Source organism: Thermoanaerobaculia bacterium (genome assembly GCA_035260525.1).
Taxonomy (GTDB): domain Bacteria; phylum Acidobacteriota; class Thermoanaerobaculia; order UBA5066; family DATFVB01; genus DATFVB01.
Genome location: DATFVB010000008.1, coordinates 1 through 17,620, shown reverse-complemented (window position 1 = coordinate 17,620; position 17,620 = coordinate 1). Strand labels below are relative to the sequence as shown.

The window sequence follows — 17,620 nt, the reverse complement described above, 5'->3', positions numbered from 1 at the left end:
AGGTCCGCGCCTACAAGCCGGCGGAGCCGCACTTCCGGGAGGGACGGCGCCGGGCCGCGGGCGCGCGCTGGCTGCATGCCGCCCAGAGCCGGTTCCACGACGTCGCGCCCGCCCTCGCCATGGGGATCCCGGTCGCATGGGTGAATCGGAGGAAGGAGCCGCCGTCGGAAGCGGCGCGGCCCGACTTCGAGGTGCCCGACCTCGCGTCGCTCGCCGACCTCGTCTGCGGCTGATCAGCTCAGGCGCGCATTCGCCACGGCCGCCGCGGCCGCCGGCGCGCGGCCCGGCGAGTCCGCGTCTCCGTAGTAGAGCCCGTAACCCTCGTCGTACCCGCCGGAGGTCGCCGGCAGTGCATTCAGGATCACGCCGAGAATCCGGTTGCGGTTCTGCGTCAGCGCCTCCTTCGCGCGGAGCGCCTGCGGCCGGAGCGTCTTCCCCGCCCGCACGCAGAGCACGACACCGTCGGTCTGGTAGCCGAGCACCAGGGCGTCGGCGAGCGGGAAGAGGGGGGGCGTGTCGATCACGACGTAGTCGAACTCCTTCTTGGCCTGCTCGAGGAACTTCGCCATCGCCGCCGACGAGAGGAGGCCGGACGGGTTGGGCGTGGCCGGCCCGGCCGGCAAAAGGAAGACGCCGGGCACGGAGGTCTTCACGATGCAGCGGGCCGGGTCGAGATTCTCCGCGAGCATGGTCACGAGGCCCTGCCGGCTGGACGCCCGGAAGATCTCGTGGAGGCGCGGCTGGTGCAGGTCGGCGTCGATCAGCAGCACGCGCGCTTCGAGCTGCGCGAGGATCACCGCGAGGTTCGCCGCCGTGCAGCTCTTCCCCTCGCGGGCGAAACCGGAAGTCACGACCATCGACCTCACCCCCCCGGCCTGCGACAGCAGGAGAGAGGTCCGGACCCGGCGGTACGCCTCGGCGATCGCCGAATGCGGGTCGTGGAACGGCAGGAGCTCGGGCGGCGCCGCCTGGCCGCCGGCGCGCGCGCCCGCGGTGATCCTGCGGAGATACCCCTCGCTCCGCACGGCGGCGCCCGCCTCGGGGATCGTGCCGAGCGTCGGCAGGCCGAGGTAGCGGTGCACCTCCTCCGGGGAACGGAACGTGCGGTCCATGTACTCGATGAAGAACACGAGCAGGATCCCGAAGCCGCCGCCGGCGAGGAGCCCGAGGAGGGCGTTCAACTTGTAGGAGGGGCGGAAGCGGGACTCCGGCGGCTGCGCGCGGTCGACGACGCGAACGCTCGATTCGCGGGCGCCCTTCTGCCGCGCGAGGACCTCCGTCTCCGCCTGCCGGCGGAGCAGCGTGTCGAGGAGAGCGCGTTTCGTGTCGATCTCCCCGCGCAGGCTGTTGTAGCGCACCGCGTTGTTGTTTCCCTCCATCGTCGCGGTCTTCTGGTTCCGAAGGGCGGCCGCGAGGCTGGCTTCCCGCCGCTGCGCGGTCAGGAAGTCGTTCTTGGCCACGTCGCGGGTCTTCGCGGCGGCCTGTCCGACGACGGACTGGAGATGCTGGCGGCCCTTCTCGATCTGCGCCTTCAGAGCGATCATCGCCGGCCACTCGGGCTTGAAGAGGTTCAACTTCTCCGCGTACTCGCGCTCGAGCTTCGCCTGGTCGTTCTGGAGCTGGGCGACGAGCGCCGCCTGCGCCGGGTCCGACGCGGCGGTCGAGGCGCTCGCGGACATCAGCTCGCGGTACCGCGCCTCCTTGGCCACGCGGTCGGCGACCGCCGCCTCGTAGTCGCGGTTCAACGCCTCGAAGTTCTGGAGGCCCGAGTTCGACTGCGGGTCCGCCGACACGATGTCGTTGGCCTTGCCGAACGCGAGGAGCTGCTGCTCCTGCCCGTCGATCTCCCGCTTCAACTGCGCGATCTGGGTGCCGAGGAAGGTGGAGATCTGGTTCATCGCACCGTACATCGAGTCGACCTTCCATTCGATGTAGGAGTCGGCCGCGGCGTTGGCGACGTCGGCGGCGAGCCGGGGCGAGTTCGACACGTAGGCGACCTCGACGAGCTCCGTCCCGTGGACCGGCGAGACCTCGAGGCCGCTCCGGACCTTGTGCGCGAGCCAGACGAGCCGCTTCTGCGCCTCGGCGGCCGTTTTCGGCGGAGAGGGCTTGCGCGCGAAGAGCCCGCGGCGCGCGCCGCCGAACTCGGGGCGGGCGGCGAGGTCGAGCTTCGCGACGACGCGCCGCGCGACCTCCATGCCGTTGATCAGGCGGATCTGCGTGGCCTGGAAGTCGGGGTCCGGCTCGGCCGGTGCCTGCGGCGTCCCCGAGAGGCCGAGGTCCATTCCCGCGGTGTGCTCGTTGCCGATGTCGAGCACCGACTTCGCGCGGTACGAGGGGCGGGTCGTCAGCGAGACGAAGACGGCAACGGCGAGCGCGGCGACGACGCAGGCGGCGAGCAGCGCCCGACGGCGGACGAGCATCGACCAGTAGTCGGCCAGGTGGGCGCGCCCGGGCGCGTCGGGTTCGGCGGCGTCGAACGGGTTTTCGTCGAACATCAGAGGAAGGACTCCTTGACGATGACCACGTCGCCGGGCTGCAGCGGCGGATTCGGCTCGCGGCCCGAGACGATGCGGCGATAGTGGGCGACGAGCTGGACCGTCTTCCCGTCGGCGTTGCGACGCTGGATGTGGATCGTCTTCGACGCGCGGTCGGTGAGCCCTCCGGCCTTCGCGATGACCGCCAGGAGGGTCAGCCGGTCGTTTCCGTCGAACTCGAGCGCGCCGGGCGTCTTGACCTCGCCGAGGCAGAAGACCTTGACGGTCGATTTCGCGGGGACGTTGATCACGTCGGAGGGAAAGATCGGGATGTTCCAGAGCGTCGACGCGTTCTGGAGCAGGTCGTCGGTCGAAAGCTCCAGCGTGTCCGACAGGGAGTTGTCGGCGCGGCGCAGCACGTAGATGCGCTTGCCCGCCTGCGGCGTCAACCCTCCGGCCGCCGAGATCGCCTGAAGCAGCGTCCAGTTCCCGGACACCGTGAGGGAGCCGGGTTTCGCGACCGCGCCGAGCACGGAAACGGGCTTGTTCTGGTATTCCTTGATCACGATCGACACGCTCGCGCGGTTGACGTACTTCGCCTTGAGCATCTCCTCGAGGCGCGCCGCGGCCTCGGGGGCGGTCATTCCGGCGACCGGGAATTGGCCGAGCAGCGGCAGGTCGACGTTCCCCGCGTCGGAGACGCGCCGCTCCACGTTGAGCTCCGGAACCTCGAAGACCTTCACGTCGAGCAAATCCTTCGGGCCGATGCGGTACTCCTCGCCGGCGGTCCCTCGGAGAAGGGCCGGCGACAGGAGCACCGCGAGGGAGATCGTCGCGGCGAGCCGCACCGCGAGAGCGCGTGCCGGGGCCCTCACAGCGAGGCCTTCACGACGACGAGGTCGTTGGCGGCCGTCGGGGACGCGAGGATCCGGATCGTCCGCGCGGGACGCCCGGCCTTCGAGAGCACCACGTCGTGCACGGCGGGCCCCGCCAGGCGCATCGGGGCGGAGACCGTGAACCGGTCCGCGGCGCCCGTCGGCTCTCCGTCGACCGCCACCTCCGCGCCTCGGAGCTCCGGCCCGAACGCGACGCGGCCCCCGGTCACGTAATCGGGGGGCGGGATCCGGCGGAAGCTCCGCCGCTCGCGCCGGGAAAGCTCGAGGGCCGCGACCGCGTCCGAAGGAGCCGACGGGTCGGCGACGACGCGCAGGCGCAGCTCCCGATACCCGGGAAGGACCGCGCGCACCGCGTGCTCTCCGGCCGGGAGCGGAAACGGCCGGCCGGCTTTCCCTCCCCAGTCGGCCGACACGCCCACGTATCGCCCGTCGACGAAAAGCCGCGCCTGATCGGGACGGATCTCGAAGATCAGCGCTCTCCCCGTGCGGAGCTCGCGATCGAACGAGGCCGCCTTCGGCGACTTCGCCGGGCCGACGGCCGGCGCCGCGGCGGCGTGAAGCGGAGCCGACGACACCGCCGCGAGGGGACGGGGCGGAGCCACGGACTTCTGCAGGACGACCGGTACCGGGGCGGGCCGGAGCGCCGCGGCCACGGCGGGCTCCGCCGGCGCGGCCGGAGGCCGATGCGGCGGCGGCGCGGCTGCCGCGGGAGGCGCTGCCGACGCGCCGCTCGGGCGCGGCGTCGGAGCCCGGCGCGCTTCGCGGGGGCCCTCGAGCGTCATTCCGGGCATGCGTTTCCGCGCGAGCGCTTCGAACTCGGAGCGCACGGCCGGCGCGATCGCGAGGCGAGGGTACGAAGGAAAGAGGGTCTGGACGCCCTGGAAACGCTTCAACGTCGCGTCCGCGTCCGCCGCCCTTCCCGCGCGCTGCTGCGCGACGGCGAGCCAGACGAGGCATTCGGAGAGCCGTTCCGGCTCGTCGAGGAGCCCGAAGCTCGCCACGCGCAGGTTGTCCGCCGCTTCCGCGGCGCGGCCCGCTTCGAGCGTCCGTTCTCCGATCGTCATTCGAGACGCGTAGAAAGCCGCCGCGTCGGCTTCCGGCGCGGACGGGACGCTCGGAACGGCGCGCGGCTCCGAGACTTCGGCCGGCCCGGCGCCCGGCGCGACCGGAGCGGCCGGCGCCGGTGCCGCGTCGGGCGCGGCGGACGCCGCCAATGCCATGGCGGCCGAAGCCGCGATCGCCAGAGCGCTGCGACCGATGAATCGGAACATTTTCACCCCGGGAACTGCCGTCCGACGAGGGCGGCCGGCGCGTCGCCGCGCGCGATCGCCGGGAATGGCGAAACGTTGCGGCGGAGAGGCTCCGCCGGACCCGACTCCTCGGGAGAGTGCGGCGCGAGCTTCGATTCGGGAAGCAGCCCGGAAAGGCGCTCGCGGATCGCGTCCCCGCGCCCGTCGCGCGCGAACCGCTCGAGCTCGCCGACCGCCCGAACGACGGTCTCGTGCGGCCACGACGCCAGACGCCCGATGAAGATCCGCGGATGGCGGGTCTTCTCCATCTTCTCGTCGGTCATCTCGAGCTCCTCGAAGAGCTTCTCGCCGGGGCGCAGCCCCGTGAACACGATCTCCATGTCCTCGTAGGGCGTGAGCCCCGTCAACGCGATCATCTGCTCGGCGATGTCGAGGATGCGGACGGGCTTCCCCATGTCGAGGACGAAGATCTCGCCGCCCCGGCCCATCGCGCCCGCCTGGAGCACGAGCTGGGTCGCTTCCGGGATCGTCATGAAGTAGCGCTTCATCTCCGGGTGGGTCACGGTGACCGGACCGCCGCGACGGATCTGCTCCCGGAAGATCGGGACGACCGAACCGACGGAGCCCATCACGTTTCCGAACCGGACGGCGAGGAACCGGGTCGGGAAGCGCTTCGCGAGATCCTGAACGACGAGCTCGGCCATCCGTTTGGAGGCGCCCATCACGGAGGTCGGCCGCACGGCCTTGTCCGTCGAGATCAGGACGAACGCCTCGACCCCGAACTCGCCCGCGAGCTCCCCGAGAACGCGCGTCCCGCCGACGTTGTTCTTGATCGCCTCGGCCGGGTTGCTTTCCATCATCGGCACGTGCTTGTGAGCGGCGGCGTGGAGGACGACCTGCGGGCGGTACTCCGAGAAGATTCCGCGCAGGCGCGGTTCGTCCCCGACGTCGGCGATCAGCGGCACGACCCGGACCTCGGGGAAGAGCCGGGCGGCCTCGCGCTCGACGGAAAAGAGCGCGAACTCGGCCCGCTCGACGAGCAGGAGGCACGACGGACGATAGCGCGCGATCTGGCGCACGAGCTCGGAGCCGATCGAGCCGCCCGCGCCGGTGACCATCACGGCGCGTCCGCGCAGGAATTCGCCGATCTGTCCCTCGTCGAGCTGCACCCGGTCGCGGCCGAGGAGATCTTCGATCTGGACGTCGCGGATGCGGGTGACCTTCACCTTCCCCTGGAGCACCTCGTACAGTCCCGGAATGATGCGCACCTTCACCGGGATCGACCGGCACAGATCGAGGAGCCGCAGGATCTCGCTCCGGCGGATGCGCGCGATCGTGATCACGACCTGGTCGACGCCGTGCGCCTGGACGAGCCTCGGAATGTCGCGCGTCGCCCCGAGGACGCGGATCCCGTGGATCTCGGCGCCGAGCTTGCGGACGTCGTCGTCGACGAAGCCCTTGACCTCGAGGTCCATGTCGCCGCGTCCGAAGATCTCGCGCGCAGCGAGCACGCCCGCCTGACCCGCGCCGACGAGCAGCACCGCGTGCTTCTCGCACGGCGATTGCGCGCGCCGGTCCTCTTCGTGCCGATGCCGCTCGTAGACGACGCGCCGGAAGACGCGCACCGCGAGCACGCCGCCGAACGCGAAGGCGGTGGCGGCGATGATGACCGAGAGAGGCACGCGGAAGATCGCGAGCCGGTCCGGGGCGAAGTAGCGGATCGCGGCGAGCACCGCCGCGGATTGCAGCGCCGCCCGCAGGAACGCCCGACCTTCCCGGATCCCGACGTATCGCCAGATGAACCGGTACACGCCCGCGAAGACGAGGGCGAAGAACTGAATGAGGACGACGAGCGGGAGCTGGGTCCAGCTCGCCGCCGCGTCGGGAGACCGCCACGAAAAATCGAAGCGCAGCGCATTGGCGAGAACGAACGCGGCGGCGAGGATGACGAAGTCGAGCGCGAACTGCACCTGCCGGAGAAATGCGCGGGAGAAGTGCGGTCGCGTGTTCATCGTGCATCCGGGCGAGTCTGCAAGCGGTCTGCCAGAATGTCGTCGATCGAGGGGGGCGGCGCTTTCGCCGGACGCACCACGGCCCGCGCGGTTTCGAGCAGCACCCGCAGGTCCGTCCTCCACGTGCGACGGTCGAGATACGCCGCGTATCCGCGCAGTTTCCAGGGCTGGAGGTGGGCGCGATAGAACACCTCGCGGTCGCCGCCGACGCCCGCGAGCAGCTCCTCCTCGTTGCGAAGCCGCAGCGTGACCGGATCGGTCAGCCCGGGCGGCGCCGCGAGCACGCGGGCCCACCGCGGGTCCCCCGGGTCGACGTAGCGCGGGACCTCCGGGCGCGGCCCCACGAAGGCCATGTCGCCGCGGAGGACGTTCCAGAGCTCCGGCAGCTCGTCGACTTTCGTCCTTCGCAGCAGCGCGCCCACGCGGGTCACTCGCGCGTCGTCGCGCGCCGTGACGGGCGCGCCGTGCGTACCCTTCCGCATCGTGCGGAGCTTCACGAGCGTGAACGGGCGGGCGTGGCGCCCGATCCGCCGTTGACGGAAAAACGGAAATTCTCCCGTCGTCAGCACGATCGCCGCCGCCGCGGCCGCGATGACCGGCGCGGCGGCGACGAGCCCGGCGAGAGCGGCGGCAATCTCGACGCCGCGCGGGATGCCCGGGCGGGCCGCCGCGGCGCCGCGCCGTCTCACGTCCCCGCGCCGGCGCCCGCCACGGCGGCAACGGCGCTCGCCGCGTGCCGCCGGCAGAGCGCCTCGATCCTCCCGACCACGTGATCCTGCTCCTCGTCGCCGAGGTCCGGATAGAGAGGCAGGCTGACGAGCCGTTCCCACACGCGCGACGCCGACGGGAAGTCGGACCGCGTCCAGCCGAACGTCTCCTCGTAGTACGGGTGCAGATGGAGCGGTCTCCAGTGCACCGACGTGCCCACGCCCTGCCGGCGGAGCTCGGCCAGGAACTCGTCGCGGGAAACGGCGAGCGCTTCCGTCCGGAGCCGGATCGGAAAGAGGTGCCACGCGTGGAGGCGGTCCGGCTCGTCGGCGGGGAGCTCGATCTCGTCGATTCCTCGCAGGAGGTCGAGATAGCGCCGGGCGCGATCCTCGCGCGCGCGGCGCATCTCCTCGGCGCGCTGGAGCTGCGCGACGCCGATCGCGGCCGCGAGATCGGTCATGTTGTACTTGTAGCCGGGGGCGAGGATCCGGTAGTCCCATGCGCCGCTGCCGGTGTAGCGCCCCCAGGCGTCGTGCGAAAGGCCGTGGAGCGACATCAGCCGCATGCGGTCGGAAAGCGACTCGTCGCGGGTGACCGCCATCCCGCCCTCCCCGGTCGTGATCGTCTTGTTCGCGTAGAAGGAGAAGCAGGTCACGTCCGCCGTGTCCTCGCCGCAGCGCTGCCACGGCTCCTCCGGATCGGGGCGCCAGGCGGCCGGGAACGCGTGCGCCGCGTCCTCGATGACCCAGAGGCCGCGCGCCTGCGCGAATCGCCGCACCCGCGCGATGTCCATCATCACGCCGCCGACGTGGACCGGCATGATCCCGGCGACGCGCGTCGCTCGCGAGACCGCCGGCGGCAGCGCGCCGCGCCGGAACCGGTCGATCTTCCGCTCGGCGTCGCCGAGGTCGAGATGAAGCGTCACGGGGTCGACGTCGACCAGGATCGGGATCGCCCCCCGATAGCGGACGACCTCGGCCGAGGCCGCGAACGTCATCGTCGGGACGAGCACCGCCTCGCCGCGCTTCAAACCGACCGCCTCCACGGCGAGGTGCAGCGCGGCGGTGCAGGAATTGAGCGCGACGGCGTGCCGGGCGCCCACCGCGGCGGCGAACTCCGATTCGAACCGGCGGACCTGCGGTCCGGTCGTCAGCCAGCCGGAGCGGAGCGATGCGACGACTTCGGCGATTTCCGAGTCCGTGATCTGCGGTCGGTGGAAGGGAACCGTGAGCTCCATGGAACCTCCTCCGTGGGGCGAGCGCCGAACATCCGGCGGACATCCCACCGGTTCCAGAATCGTGCCAACCCCGCGAGGAACCCGAACCCGTAGGAAAGATGCAGCGTCGCGAAGGCGACGGGAAGGAGGAGCGCGCTCGACGGGCAACGGCGCGCCGCGCCGGCCGACGCGGCGAGATTCCCGGCGGCGTACGCCGCTCCGACGGCCGCCAACGCCCACGCCGCCGGGCGCCACGCGAGCGCAGCCGCGGCCGTCCCCGCGAGCGCCGCGGCGAGCGCGGGAGGGGCGAACTGGCGAGGGCGCATCTGGCGCGGGTGCTTCTGCATCACGCGGACCTTCCAGAACCCGTACTGGAAATACTGCCGCGCGAGCGACCGGATCGTCGGCCGGTTGAAGTACCGCGACCGGACGAGCGGCGAGAGGAGGATCCGCCCGCCCCGGGCGCGCAGCCGGTAGTTGAGCTCGTCGTCCTGGTCGCGGACCATCTCGGGATCGAACCCGCCGAGATCCTCGAGGACGGCGCGGGGCCACGCCCCCATGTAGACGGTATCCACCCATTCCTCGCGGCCGGAGTAATGGAACCGCGCGCCGCCGACGCCGAAGCGCGAGCTCGTCGCCGCGGCGACCGCGCGCGCGAAGGCCCCTTCGCCCACGGCAGTCATGCGCCCGCCGACGTTCTGCGCGCCCGAGCGCCGGAGCCCTTCGACGCAGCGGCGAACGTAGTCGGGCTCGACGATCGTGTGCCCGTCGACGCGGACGATCACGTCGCCGCGCGCGGCCGCGATCGCCCCGTTCATCCCCGTCGGGACGATTCCCTCCGGGTTGTCGACGATCGAAACCGGGATCTCCGGGACGGCGGCCGCGCAGCGCGCGACGATCTTGCGCGTGTCGTCGCACGACATTCCGTCGGCGACGATGACCTCCATCCGCCGCGGGTCGTAGTCCTGCGCCAGGACGGCGCCGAGGCTCCGGGCGATGAAGCCGGACTCGTTCCGGACCGGCAGGATGACCGTCACGAACGGCGCGGAGCTCATGCCCGCACGGCCTCCGCCGCCGGGGCGGGCCCCTCCGGCGGCACCCGGCAGACGACCGCCTGGAACTTTCCATTGGCGCCCCGCGGAATCGCGTCGCACTCCTCGAACGCCACACGGATGCGGCCCATCCGCATCCGCAGCCGCTCCTCGATCGCGCTCCGGTCGGCCGCGCCGAAACCGGCGCCCGCGACCAGCCGCACCCGCACGCCGTCGCGGGTCTCCTGGACGATCTGCGCCTCCCGGATCGGAAGCCCGTAGAAGACGGGGTTGACCCAGAAGACGCGCCGTCCGTCGGGGGCGACGAGGAGGTCGTTGGAGCGGCCCTCGATCGCCGAGAAGACCGGAAGGAGGCGGCCGCACGCGCAGGAGGCGTCGGCGGCGAGCCGGCCTCGATCGCCGACGGCGTACCGGACCAGCGGCATGTCGGAGTTCAACAGGCCCGTGCTGACGAGCCTCCCCGTCTCCCCCGGCTCGGCGGAACAGTCCTCGTCGTCGCGACGGGTCTCGATCCAGCCGACCTCGGGCCACTCGTGGAGCGCCCCCTCCGGGCATTCGCTCCCCGCGGCGGCGATTTCGGCCATGCCGTACGTCTCGCGCACGGCCGGACAGAGCCCTTCCGCGATCGCCTCGCGCTGCCACGGCAGGAGCGGCTCCGCGTTCGTGATCACGACCCGGAGGCTCTCCGGCCGCGCCCGTGCGCGCCGCGCCGCCTCGCGCGCGAGGAACGCGAGCGACGAAGGGTACCCGATGAGATGCGTCGGCTCCCACCGGCGGAGCGCTTCGACGAAAGCCGGCGCCGTGTCCGGAGAGACGTGATTGGCCGAGAGATACAGCTGCCGCATGGGGCGGTTCACGACCCCGTACGGCGGCCGCCGCGACCCGGGGGGAAGGACGGGCTGGCCGCCGAGGATCGCCCATCGATCGCCGCGCCCGACCCCGTTCCACCGGCGGATCCGCGCCTCGTAGATCGCGAACCACATTCGGACCGTCCCGCGCGACCACCAGACGTCGAGCGGGAGACCGGTCGTCCCGCTCGTGCGCTCGCGGTACATCCGGCGCGGATCGACGTCGTCGGCGAGGAACGCGCGCGGCGCCCGGCGGAGCGCCTCCTTCGTCAGGAGAGGCCAGTTCTCGAGGCGTTCCCAGGAGCGGCGGTCTCCGTGCGCGCGCCGCTCCTCCCAGAGGGAGCGGTAAAACGGGACGCGGGTCGCCGCGCGGTGGAGCACCCGCGCGAGACGCTCCTCCCGCCAGCGTCGCCACGCCGCCGCCGACCATCCGTCGCGATCGAGCGTCTCGTCGACGAGCCGCTCCGTTTCCGGGCCGTACCGCCAGCGGCGAAGCGACAGTCCGCGCAGCGAGGCGGCGAGGTCCCGGGCGGGCGCGGGGAGCCGCTGATAGACGGCGAGCGTATTCATGCCGGCCTCACGGCATCCTTGACCGCCTCGCCGGTGTTCTCCCGCGCCTCGCCGGCGTTCTCCCGCGCCTCGCCGGCGCGTGCGGCGAGCTCGCCCAGGAGGATTCGCCACGCGTCGAGGACGCGAGGGAAATCGGACTCCTCGGCTTTTGCGCGGCCGCCCCGCGAGATTCGCGCCGAGAGACGCGCGTCCTCGACCGCGCGCGAGACCGCGCGGGCCAAGGCCTCCGAGTCCCCGCGCGGCGCGACGAGCGCGTTCTCGCCGTCAAAGGCGAGATCGGGGATCCCCCCCGCGTCGGTCGTCACGACGCAGAGCCCGCACGCCATCGCCTCGAGAACCGACACGGGCGTGTTGTCGACGTCGGTCGTGTTCAAGAAGATCTCGCCGCCCGCGAGCACCCGCGGGACGTCGCGTTTTTCGACCGCGCCGAGGATCGTGAGCCGGTCGGCGACGCCGGCCCTCTCCGCGGCCGCGCGCGTCGCCGCGAGCGAGCCGTCTCCCTTGTCGGGACCGGCCATCGTGAGCGTCGCGTCGGGGTGGCGCGCGAGCACCGCGCGGAGCACCGCGGGCGCGAGCTCGGGCCGGTAGATGCCGTGGAACGCCCGGAGCCACACGATCCGCGGCCGCGGAGCCGAGCGGAGGCGGAACGGATACCGCTCGAGCGCGAGCGGGTTCGGAATCACGCGGATGTCGCCGCGCAAGGAAGCGAGAGCGCGCGCGAGGTACCGCGACGGGCTCGTGACGGCGTCGGCGCCTTCGAGCAGCCGGCGCACGCGCCGCGGCCAGCGCCGCGCGAACCCGGGAAGGTTTCCGCCGTGGAGCGTGAGCGCGTGCGGCTTCCCGATGCGCCGCAGGAGCGCCGCCGCCGATTCCGCCCAGAGGAACGACGGCCCGCTGTAGACGTCGATCTGCGCCGCCGCGTACTCGGCCCGCCGAGACCAAGCGGTGGCGAGCATGTCCGCCAGCCGCGCGGCGCGTCCGGCACGAGCGGAGGCGGCGACGACGTTCCATCCCGCGGCCGCGAGCGCTTCCGCGAGGTCCTCGCAGACGAACCGCACGGACCTGGAGGCGGAAAGGAAGTTGCCGATCATGAGCACCGACATCGGAGCCTCGGCGCGCGCCGCCGCGGCCTTCACCGTGCACCTCCGGCCGCCACTCTCGCGGACGCGGCGCGCGCGGCCGCCGTCCCGGCGACGCGGGGGAAGTAGGCGAGCAACGCCGTGGCCGACCCGGCGAGGAGCCAGAGCCCCTTTCCGGCGAACTCCGTCGAGAAGAACGCCGCGAAGAGCACCGCCGACGTCAGGAAGGCGAGCGAACGCGCCGGCGGGCGCCGGAGGCCCGCCGCGGCGAAAGAGACGACGTACGCGAAGAGAAGCGCGAAACCGATCGCCCCGTTCTCCGCGAGCGTTTTCGCCCACGCGGCGTGCGCCTCCTTCGCGGCGCCGTACGCGTAGTCGGTCATCCCCTTGCGAATCCCCAGCTTCGACCAGCTCGGCGCGAACCCGCCCGTCCCGACGCCGAGAGGATGGTCGCGGAACATGTACCACGCGCCGAGGACGAGGTCGGAGCGTCCGCTCGTCCGCTCCCGCAGTCCCTCCTGCGCGTCGAGGATCTTGTCCACGCGCCGGCGGCTGTACTCGTCGAGCCCCGCGAACCGCGCCGTCAGCAGCGACACGAGGAGGACGCCGGCCGCGATCGCGGCGAGCCGCGCGCCCCCCCCGCGCATCGCGAAGAGGAGATAGCCCATCGCGAGGAGGGCGAGGGCGATCCCGCCGCGGCTCCCCGTCAGGAACACCCAGACCATGTCGATCGTCGCGATCACCCCGAGCGCGAGCTGCGTCCGCGGGCGCCGCGCGGCGGTGAAGCCGATCGCGATCGCGAAGATGCCCGTGAGCGGGCAGAACACCCACACGTTCGGGTTGACGGACGGAAAGCGGTCGCGCTGGAGGAGGAACACGAAGCTCGCCGCGGCCGCCGCCGTTCCCGTCGTTGCGGCGAGGCCGAGCCAGGCGTTCCGGCTCCGGCCGGCGCGAAGGGCGTAGACGAGGATCCCGAAGGACGTCGCGGCGGACAGCGTCGTCTCGATCCCTTCGCTCTTGAGGGGGCTGATCACGACGCCGAGACCGAGGACGAGGATGAAGATCGCGAGGAGCCGCGAGTGAACGTCGCGGAGCCTCACGAGCCCGGGCAGGTTCAGCAGCATGACGACGAGGAGCCAGTAGTTGAACGTGTTCCAGCGGAAGATCCGTCCGCCCGCGAGGATCGAGCGGGCGAACCCGTCGACCGCGCAGAGCACGCCGATTCCCATGAGACCGAGCGCCGGGCGCGCGAGGCCCGCGATCGCCGCGGCGAACCCGACGAGCGTCACGGCCGCGAGCGCCCGCTCGAACCCGATCACGAGCCCGGCCGCCCAGAGGAGGAGCGTGACGACGACGATCGCCCGCGTCCAGAACGCGGCGTCGGCTTCGCGGCGCGCGAAACGGCGATCCGGCGCCGGCCGGGAAAGCACGGCTTCAGCCAATCTGGACTCCCAGGCGGCGGGCGACCGGAACGATCCCCGCCTCCTTCAGCGCGACCTTCCAGAGCGGCGCCGAGTAGATGCCGATGCGCTCGATCTCCAGACGCTCGTCTCCCAGCCGCCGGGAGACCGTCGCGAACGCCGCCTCGTAGCCCCCTTCGGCGACGAGCGCGAGCGCGGTCCGGTCGTAGTCTCCGCCCGGGTACGCGAAGTAGCGGACGGGCGTTCCGCTGATCCGCTCGAGCTCCGCCCGGCTTCCGGCGATCTCGCGGCGCTGCGCCGGAAGGCTCTGGAGCGGAAGGTACGGGTGCGTGCGCGTGTGCGAGCCGATCTCGAAGAGCGATCCCGCGGCGGCCCCGCGGACCGCCTCGGGCGGCATGCCGCGGTATTCCGCGAGGGCACGCTCCGAGAGAGGATGCCGCGCCAGCAGCGCCGCGGAGAACGCCGCGGGATCCCCGCTCTCCCGCGCGAGCGTTCCGAGCCGCCGCCGCGCGCGGCGCTTCTCCTCGAGCGTCCCGAGGGGAAGGACATCCCCTCCCGCATCGACCGAGGCGTATTCCCCCTCGAAGCAAAGGGCGTCGAGCGCCGGGAACCAGAGGAGGTCCCGGGTCTCCACGTGCGCGGTCGACACGAAGAACGTCGCGGGGATGCCCTCGGCGCGGAGGTACGGCTCCGCGTTCTCGAACGTGCGCGCGAGCCCGTCGTCGAACGTCAGCGCGGCGATCCGCCGGCGGCGCCGCGACTCGAGATACTCCGCCATCGGGACGATCCGGCGGCGGCGGCGGATCCATTCGAGATGCCGGACGAAGGCCGCCGCCGGGAGCGCCTGCGCGGCGCACGACCTCTCCGGCGGCGCTTCGTCGGCCACGATGCCGTGATAGAGCAGGATCACGGCGCTGCCGCTCCGAGGAGCTCGTCGTAGGCGGCCGTGAGCCCCGCGACGAACCTCCCGACGCTGAAGCGTTCGAGCACCCGGCGGCGCGCCGCTTCGCCGACCCGCCGGCGCCGGCCGGCGTCCCGGAGGAGGGCGCGCGCGTCGCTCTCCCACCGTCCGAAGTCTCCCCGCTCGGCAAGGAGCGCCCCGTCGCCGCCGAGGAGCTCCTCGACGAACGGCGTGCGCCACGCGAGGATCGGCACGCCCGCGGCGGCCGCCTCCATCACCGCGTTCGGCAGTCCCTCGTCGGCCGAGGGGAAGCAGAAGAGATCGAGCGCGCCGAGCGTCTCCCGGACGTCCGGCTCGGCCCCGGTGAACGTCGCGCGGCCGGCCAGGCCGAGGCGGCGGGCGGTCTCCTCGAGCGGGACGCGGCACTCCCCGTCGCCGACGACGACGACGTGGACGTCCTCGCCCCGCCCCGCCAGCCGCGCGGCGAGATCGAGCATCTGGTCGAAGCGTTTCCCCGGCTCGAGGCGGCCGACCGAGCCGATCCAGAACCGCCCGCCCGGGATCCCCCAGCGCTCCTCCCATCGCGCGCGCGCCCGGGAGCGCTCGAGCACGCGGTCCTCGACGGCGTTGGGAAGGGTGAAGATCTTCTGGCGCCGGCCGCCCCGGCTCGCCGCGAGGCGCTCTCCCGCCGAGCGCGAATTGACGAGGATCCCGTCGACCAGGCGCTCGGTCAGGATCGCCTCCGCTCGCTGGCGGCGATACGCGTCGAAGCTTCCGCGAAGAGATCCCAGGCTCGCGTGCGCGCCGAGGAGCTTCCCCGCCGCGCCCGCGTACGGGCTCGCGAAGAGATGCCAGCCGTGCACGAGATGCGGGCGATGCGGCCGGAGGGCGCGGACGAGCGACCAGAGCCTCCCCAGCCGGTTGACCCGCCGGGGCACCCGCAGGAGCGGAACGCCGAGCGCCTCGATCGACCGCTCCCAGTAGTCGCCGCATTCCGGGTGGAGCGTCACGACGACCGGGCGGAACCGGTCGCGGTCGAGGTGCGAGAGCCACAGATACAGCTGCCGCTCCGCGCCTCCGAGGACGAGCTGCCCCGCGACGATCGCGACCGTCCGGGGAGATCCGGGCATCAGAGGACGAGCCTTCCCCCGGCGAGCGGGACGCTCCACTGCTCCGCGCAGCGGCGGCCGATCTCCGACGACCACGCCTCGAGCGACCGCGCCTCCGCGAAATCGCGGCAGCGGCGGCGAAGCGCCGGCCAGTCGCGCTCCGCGGTCAACACGCGCCGCAGGGCGTCGGCGAGTGCGCGCACGTCGCCGGGGGGCACGAGCCAGCCGCGATCCTCGCCCTCGCCGATCACGGCTTTGGCCGCGCCCGCGACCGTCGCGAGCACCGGAAGACCCTGCGAGAACGCGTCGAGCCACGCCTTGCTGTACCCCTCCGTCAGCGAAGGGTGGACGCAGAAGTCGACGTCGGCGAGCGCGAGGGCGAGCGCCTCCCGGTCGAGCTGTCCGGCGAACCGGATCGTCTCCTCGTATCCCCGCTCGCGGACGAGAGCGGCGAGCCGCTCGCGCTCCGGGCCTTCGCCGATCAGCGTGATCCGCGGCAGCGGGGAGAAGCCCTCGCGTTCGAGCGCCGCGACGGCCTCGATGAGGAGATCGAGCCCCTTCTCGGGCGAGAGCCGCCCGACGTAGGCCAGGCGCGCCGGCCGGCGGACGCCCCGGCCGAGGTCGGGGCGGCGCCGGCGGAGCTCCTCGCGCGAGAGGCCCGTCGCGAAGATCCAGTGAACGCCGCGCGCCGGGGCCACGCCCGCCTCTCCGGTGGCGAGCATCACGTTGCGCCCGCCGGCGAAGACGCGCATCAGCCCGCGCGTGACGCGGTTGGTCGCCGTCGTGCGCGAAGTCGGATACCACGAGCCGCAGTAGCGGACGATCAGGCGCTTGCGCATCGCGAGAGCGACGAGCATGCCGAGCAGCGGCAGGTCTCCGGGCGGCGGGACGTGCACCGCGTCGGCGGCGCGCGCGTGCCGGGCGATGATCCGGATATAGCCGAAGAGATGGGCCGCGACGAACATCTTCCGCGGAAAATCCTGACCCGCGGGACGGCGCATCACGACGACGTCGGCGTTGTCGGGGAGCGGCAGGGCTCCGGGGCCCGGCGAGTCGCGCCGCGTGATCAGGAGCGTCATGCGGTCGAAGAGCGACGCGACCGCGGCCATCTGGAGCGGAAACCCGCCGTTGGAATACCAGCGGCCGTCCGCGTCCTGCCAGCACTCCTTGAACGACACCGCGCAGACGCGGGTCCGCCGGCGCGCACGGCTCTCCGGTGATCCGCCGAGATCCCGCGCGGCGGCGCTCACGCGCTCTCCACGGCGCGCGCCGCCTCGCGGGCGGCACGGCCGAGGCCGCCTCCCGCCAATTCCGCCGGCACGCGGTCGCGCGGCAGGACCACGCGCAGCTCCCCGGATTTGCACATCGCGGAAACCAATTGCAGGAAAGGGGCCAGGTGGCGCTCGTCCTGCGAATTGCCGAGCGTGAGCGAGTGCGGATGCCCGTAGACGACCGTCACCCCGCCGCGCCGGGTAGAACGCCGGAGAACCTCGACGGTGTGACGCGCGAATCCGCCGGGCGTGTTCAGGCGGACGCAGGACACGCCCCGGATCGTCTCGATCCGGCCCGCCTGGTCGAGCCGCCGCCGCGCGACGATCTCCGCCACGCGCTGGTGCATCGGGCGGTACGCGACCCGGCAGAAGCGGTATCCCGTCTCCGCGAGCGTTTCGCACAGCCGCGCGAGGCCCGTCCGGTGCGATCCCCCTTCGCGGCGCTCGGAGAGCGAGAAGGAGAATCCGCGCGGATAGTCGAACGGCTGGTTCCACGGAGGCACGAACGTCGTCACGGGAGCGCCGATGCACTGCTCGAGGGCGTCCTTGCTCGAGGTCAGCGTTTCCCGGAGGGCGGCCGCGTCGAGCCGGGGGAGCCACTCGTGGCGATGGGAATGGCTTCCGATCTCGTGGCCGGCGGCATGGACGCGCCGGATCTGCGCCGGATCGTGGTACGGGCGCTCGCCGGGAAGCGCCGCCGACCCGACGACGGCGAAGCACGCCGGGACGCCATGCTCGGCGTGAAGCTCGAGGAGACGCTCCGTGTTGGCGAACTCGAGCACGCCCCAGCTCTTGGGGCCCCCGGGAAGC

15 protein-coding genes are annotated in these 17,620 nt (G+C 72.6%); 1 reads left to right on the top strand and 14 read right to left on the bottom strand.

The annotated features are described in order from the left end of the window. A partial coding sequence (locus VKH46_00315; GenBank protein ID HKB69258.1) for a haloacid dehalogenase occupies positions 1–233 on the top strand: 233 nt, incomplete at its 5' end. On the opposite strand, the gene VKH46_00310 is transcribed toward VKH46_00315, so the two are convergent. From VKH46_00310 to VKH46_00245, 14 genes are all read right to left on the bottom strand, one after another. After that, entirely contained in the window at positions 234–2,498 is a 2,265-nt protein-coding gene (locus VKH46_00310) for a polysaccharide biosynthesis tyrosine autokinase (GenBank protein ID HKB69257.1), read from the bottom strand. It lies immediately after the preceding gene. Continuing rightward, on the bottom strand, positions 2,498–3,352 hold the full coding sequence (locus VKH46_00305; GenBank protein ID HKB69256.1) for a polysaccharide biosynthesis/export family protein: 855 nt from the start codon (positions 3,350–3,352) through the stop codon (positions 2,498–2,500). The genes VKH46_00310 and VKH46_00305 overlap by 1 nt, the downstream gene beginning before the upstream one ends. Next, positions 3,349–4,644, bottom strand: a complete 1,296-nt coding sequence (locus VKH46_00300) for a hypothetical protein (protein ID HKB69255.1) — start codon at positions 4,642–4,644, stop codon at positions 3,349–3,351. The genes VKH46_00305 and VKH46_00300 overlap by 4 nt, the downstream gene beginning before the upstream one ends. A gap of 2 nt (positions 4,645–4,646) precedes the next feature. Further along, a complete protein-coding gene (locus tag VKH46_00295) occupies positions 4,647–6,635 on the bottom strand; it encodes a nucleoside-diphosphate sugar epimerase/dehydratase (protein ID HKB69254.1) in 1,989 nt (662 codons plus the stop codon). Then, entirely contained in the window at positions 6,632–7,324 is a 693-nt protein-coding gene (locus VKH46_00290) for a sugar transferase (protein ID HKB69253.1), read from the bottom strand. The genes VKH46_00295 and VKH46_00290 overlap by 4 nt, the downstream gene beginning before the upstream one ends. After that, positions 7,321–8,580, bottom strand: a complete 1,260-nt coding sequence (locus VKH46_00285; protein ID HKB69252.1) for a DegT/DnrJ/EryC1/StrS family aminotransferase — start codon at positions 8,578–8,580, stop codon at positions 7,321–7,323. Before VKH46_00285 ends, VKH46_00290 begins: the two co-directional genes overlap by 4 nt. Beyond that, on the bottom strand, positions 8,493–9,614 hold the full coding sequence (locus VKH46_00280; GenBank protein HKB69251.1) for a glycosyltransferase family 2 protein: 1,122 nt from the start codon (positions 9,612–9,614) through the stop codon (positions 8,493–8,495). The genes VKH46_00285 and VKH46_00280 overlap by 88 nt, the downstream gene beginning before the upstream one ends. Continuing rightward, complete coding sequence (locus VKH46_00275) at positions 9,611–11,029, bottom strand: AMP-binding protein (protein HKB69250.1); 1,419 nt, start codon at positions 11,027–11,029, stop codon at positions 9,611–9,613. The genes VKH46_00280 and VKH46_00275 overlap by 4 nt, the downstream gene beginning before the upstream one ends. Then, positions 11,026–12,165 carry a glycosyltransferase family 4 protein gene (locus VKH46_00270; GenBank protein HKB69249.1) on the bottom strand — a complete coding sequence of 380 codons (1,140 nt, stop codon included), beginning with the start codon at positions 12,163–12,165 and terminating at the stop codon, positions 11,026–11,028. Before VKH46_00270 ends, VKH46_00275 begins: the two co-directional genes overlap by 4 nt. Then, positions 12,162–13,550: an O-antigen ligase family protein gene (locus tag VKH46_00265; GenBank protein ID HKB69248.1), complete on the bottom strand. Its 1,389-nt coding sequence runs from the start codon at positions 13,548–13,550 to the stop codon at positions 12,162–12,164. The genes VKH46_00270 and VKH46_00265 overlap by 4 nt, the downstream gene beginning before the upstream one ends. Then, positions 13,543–14,439: a polysaccharide deacetylase family protein gene (locus tag VKH46_00260; protein ID HKB69247.1), complete on the bottom strand. Its 897-nt coding sequence runs from the start codon at positions 14,437–14,439 to the stop codon at positions 13,543–13,545. The genes VKH46_00265 and VKH46_00260 overlap by 8 nt, the downstream gene beginning before the upstream one ends. Beyond that, positions 14,436–15,560 carry a glycosyltransferase gene (locus VKH46_00255; protein ID HKB69246.1) on the bottom strand — a complete coding sequence of 375 codons (1,125 nt, stop codon included), beginning with the start codon at positions 15,558–15,560 and terminating at the stop codon, positions 14,436–14,438. The genes VKH46_00260 and VKH46_00255 overlap by 4 nt, the downstream gene beginning before the upstream one ends. Continuing rightward, positions 15,560–16,789, bottom strand: a complete 1,230-nt coding sequence (locus VKH46_00250) for a glycosyltransferase (protein ID HKB69245.1) — start codon at positions 16,787–16,789, stop codon at positions 15,560–15,562. Before VKH46_00250 ends, VKH46_00255 begins: the two co-directional genes overlap by 1 nt. After that, positions 16,786–17,620 (bottom strand): polysaccharide deacetylase family protein (locus tag VKH46_00245; protein ID HKB69244.1); only part of this gene is annotated, 835 nt, incomplete at its 5' end. The genes VKH46_00245 and VKH46_00250, both read right to left, overlap by 4 nt.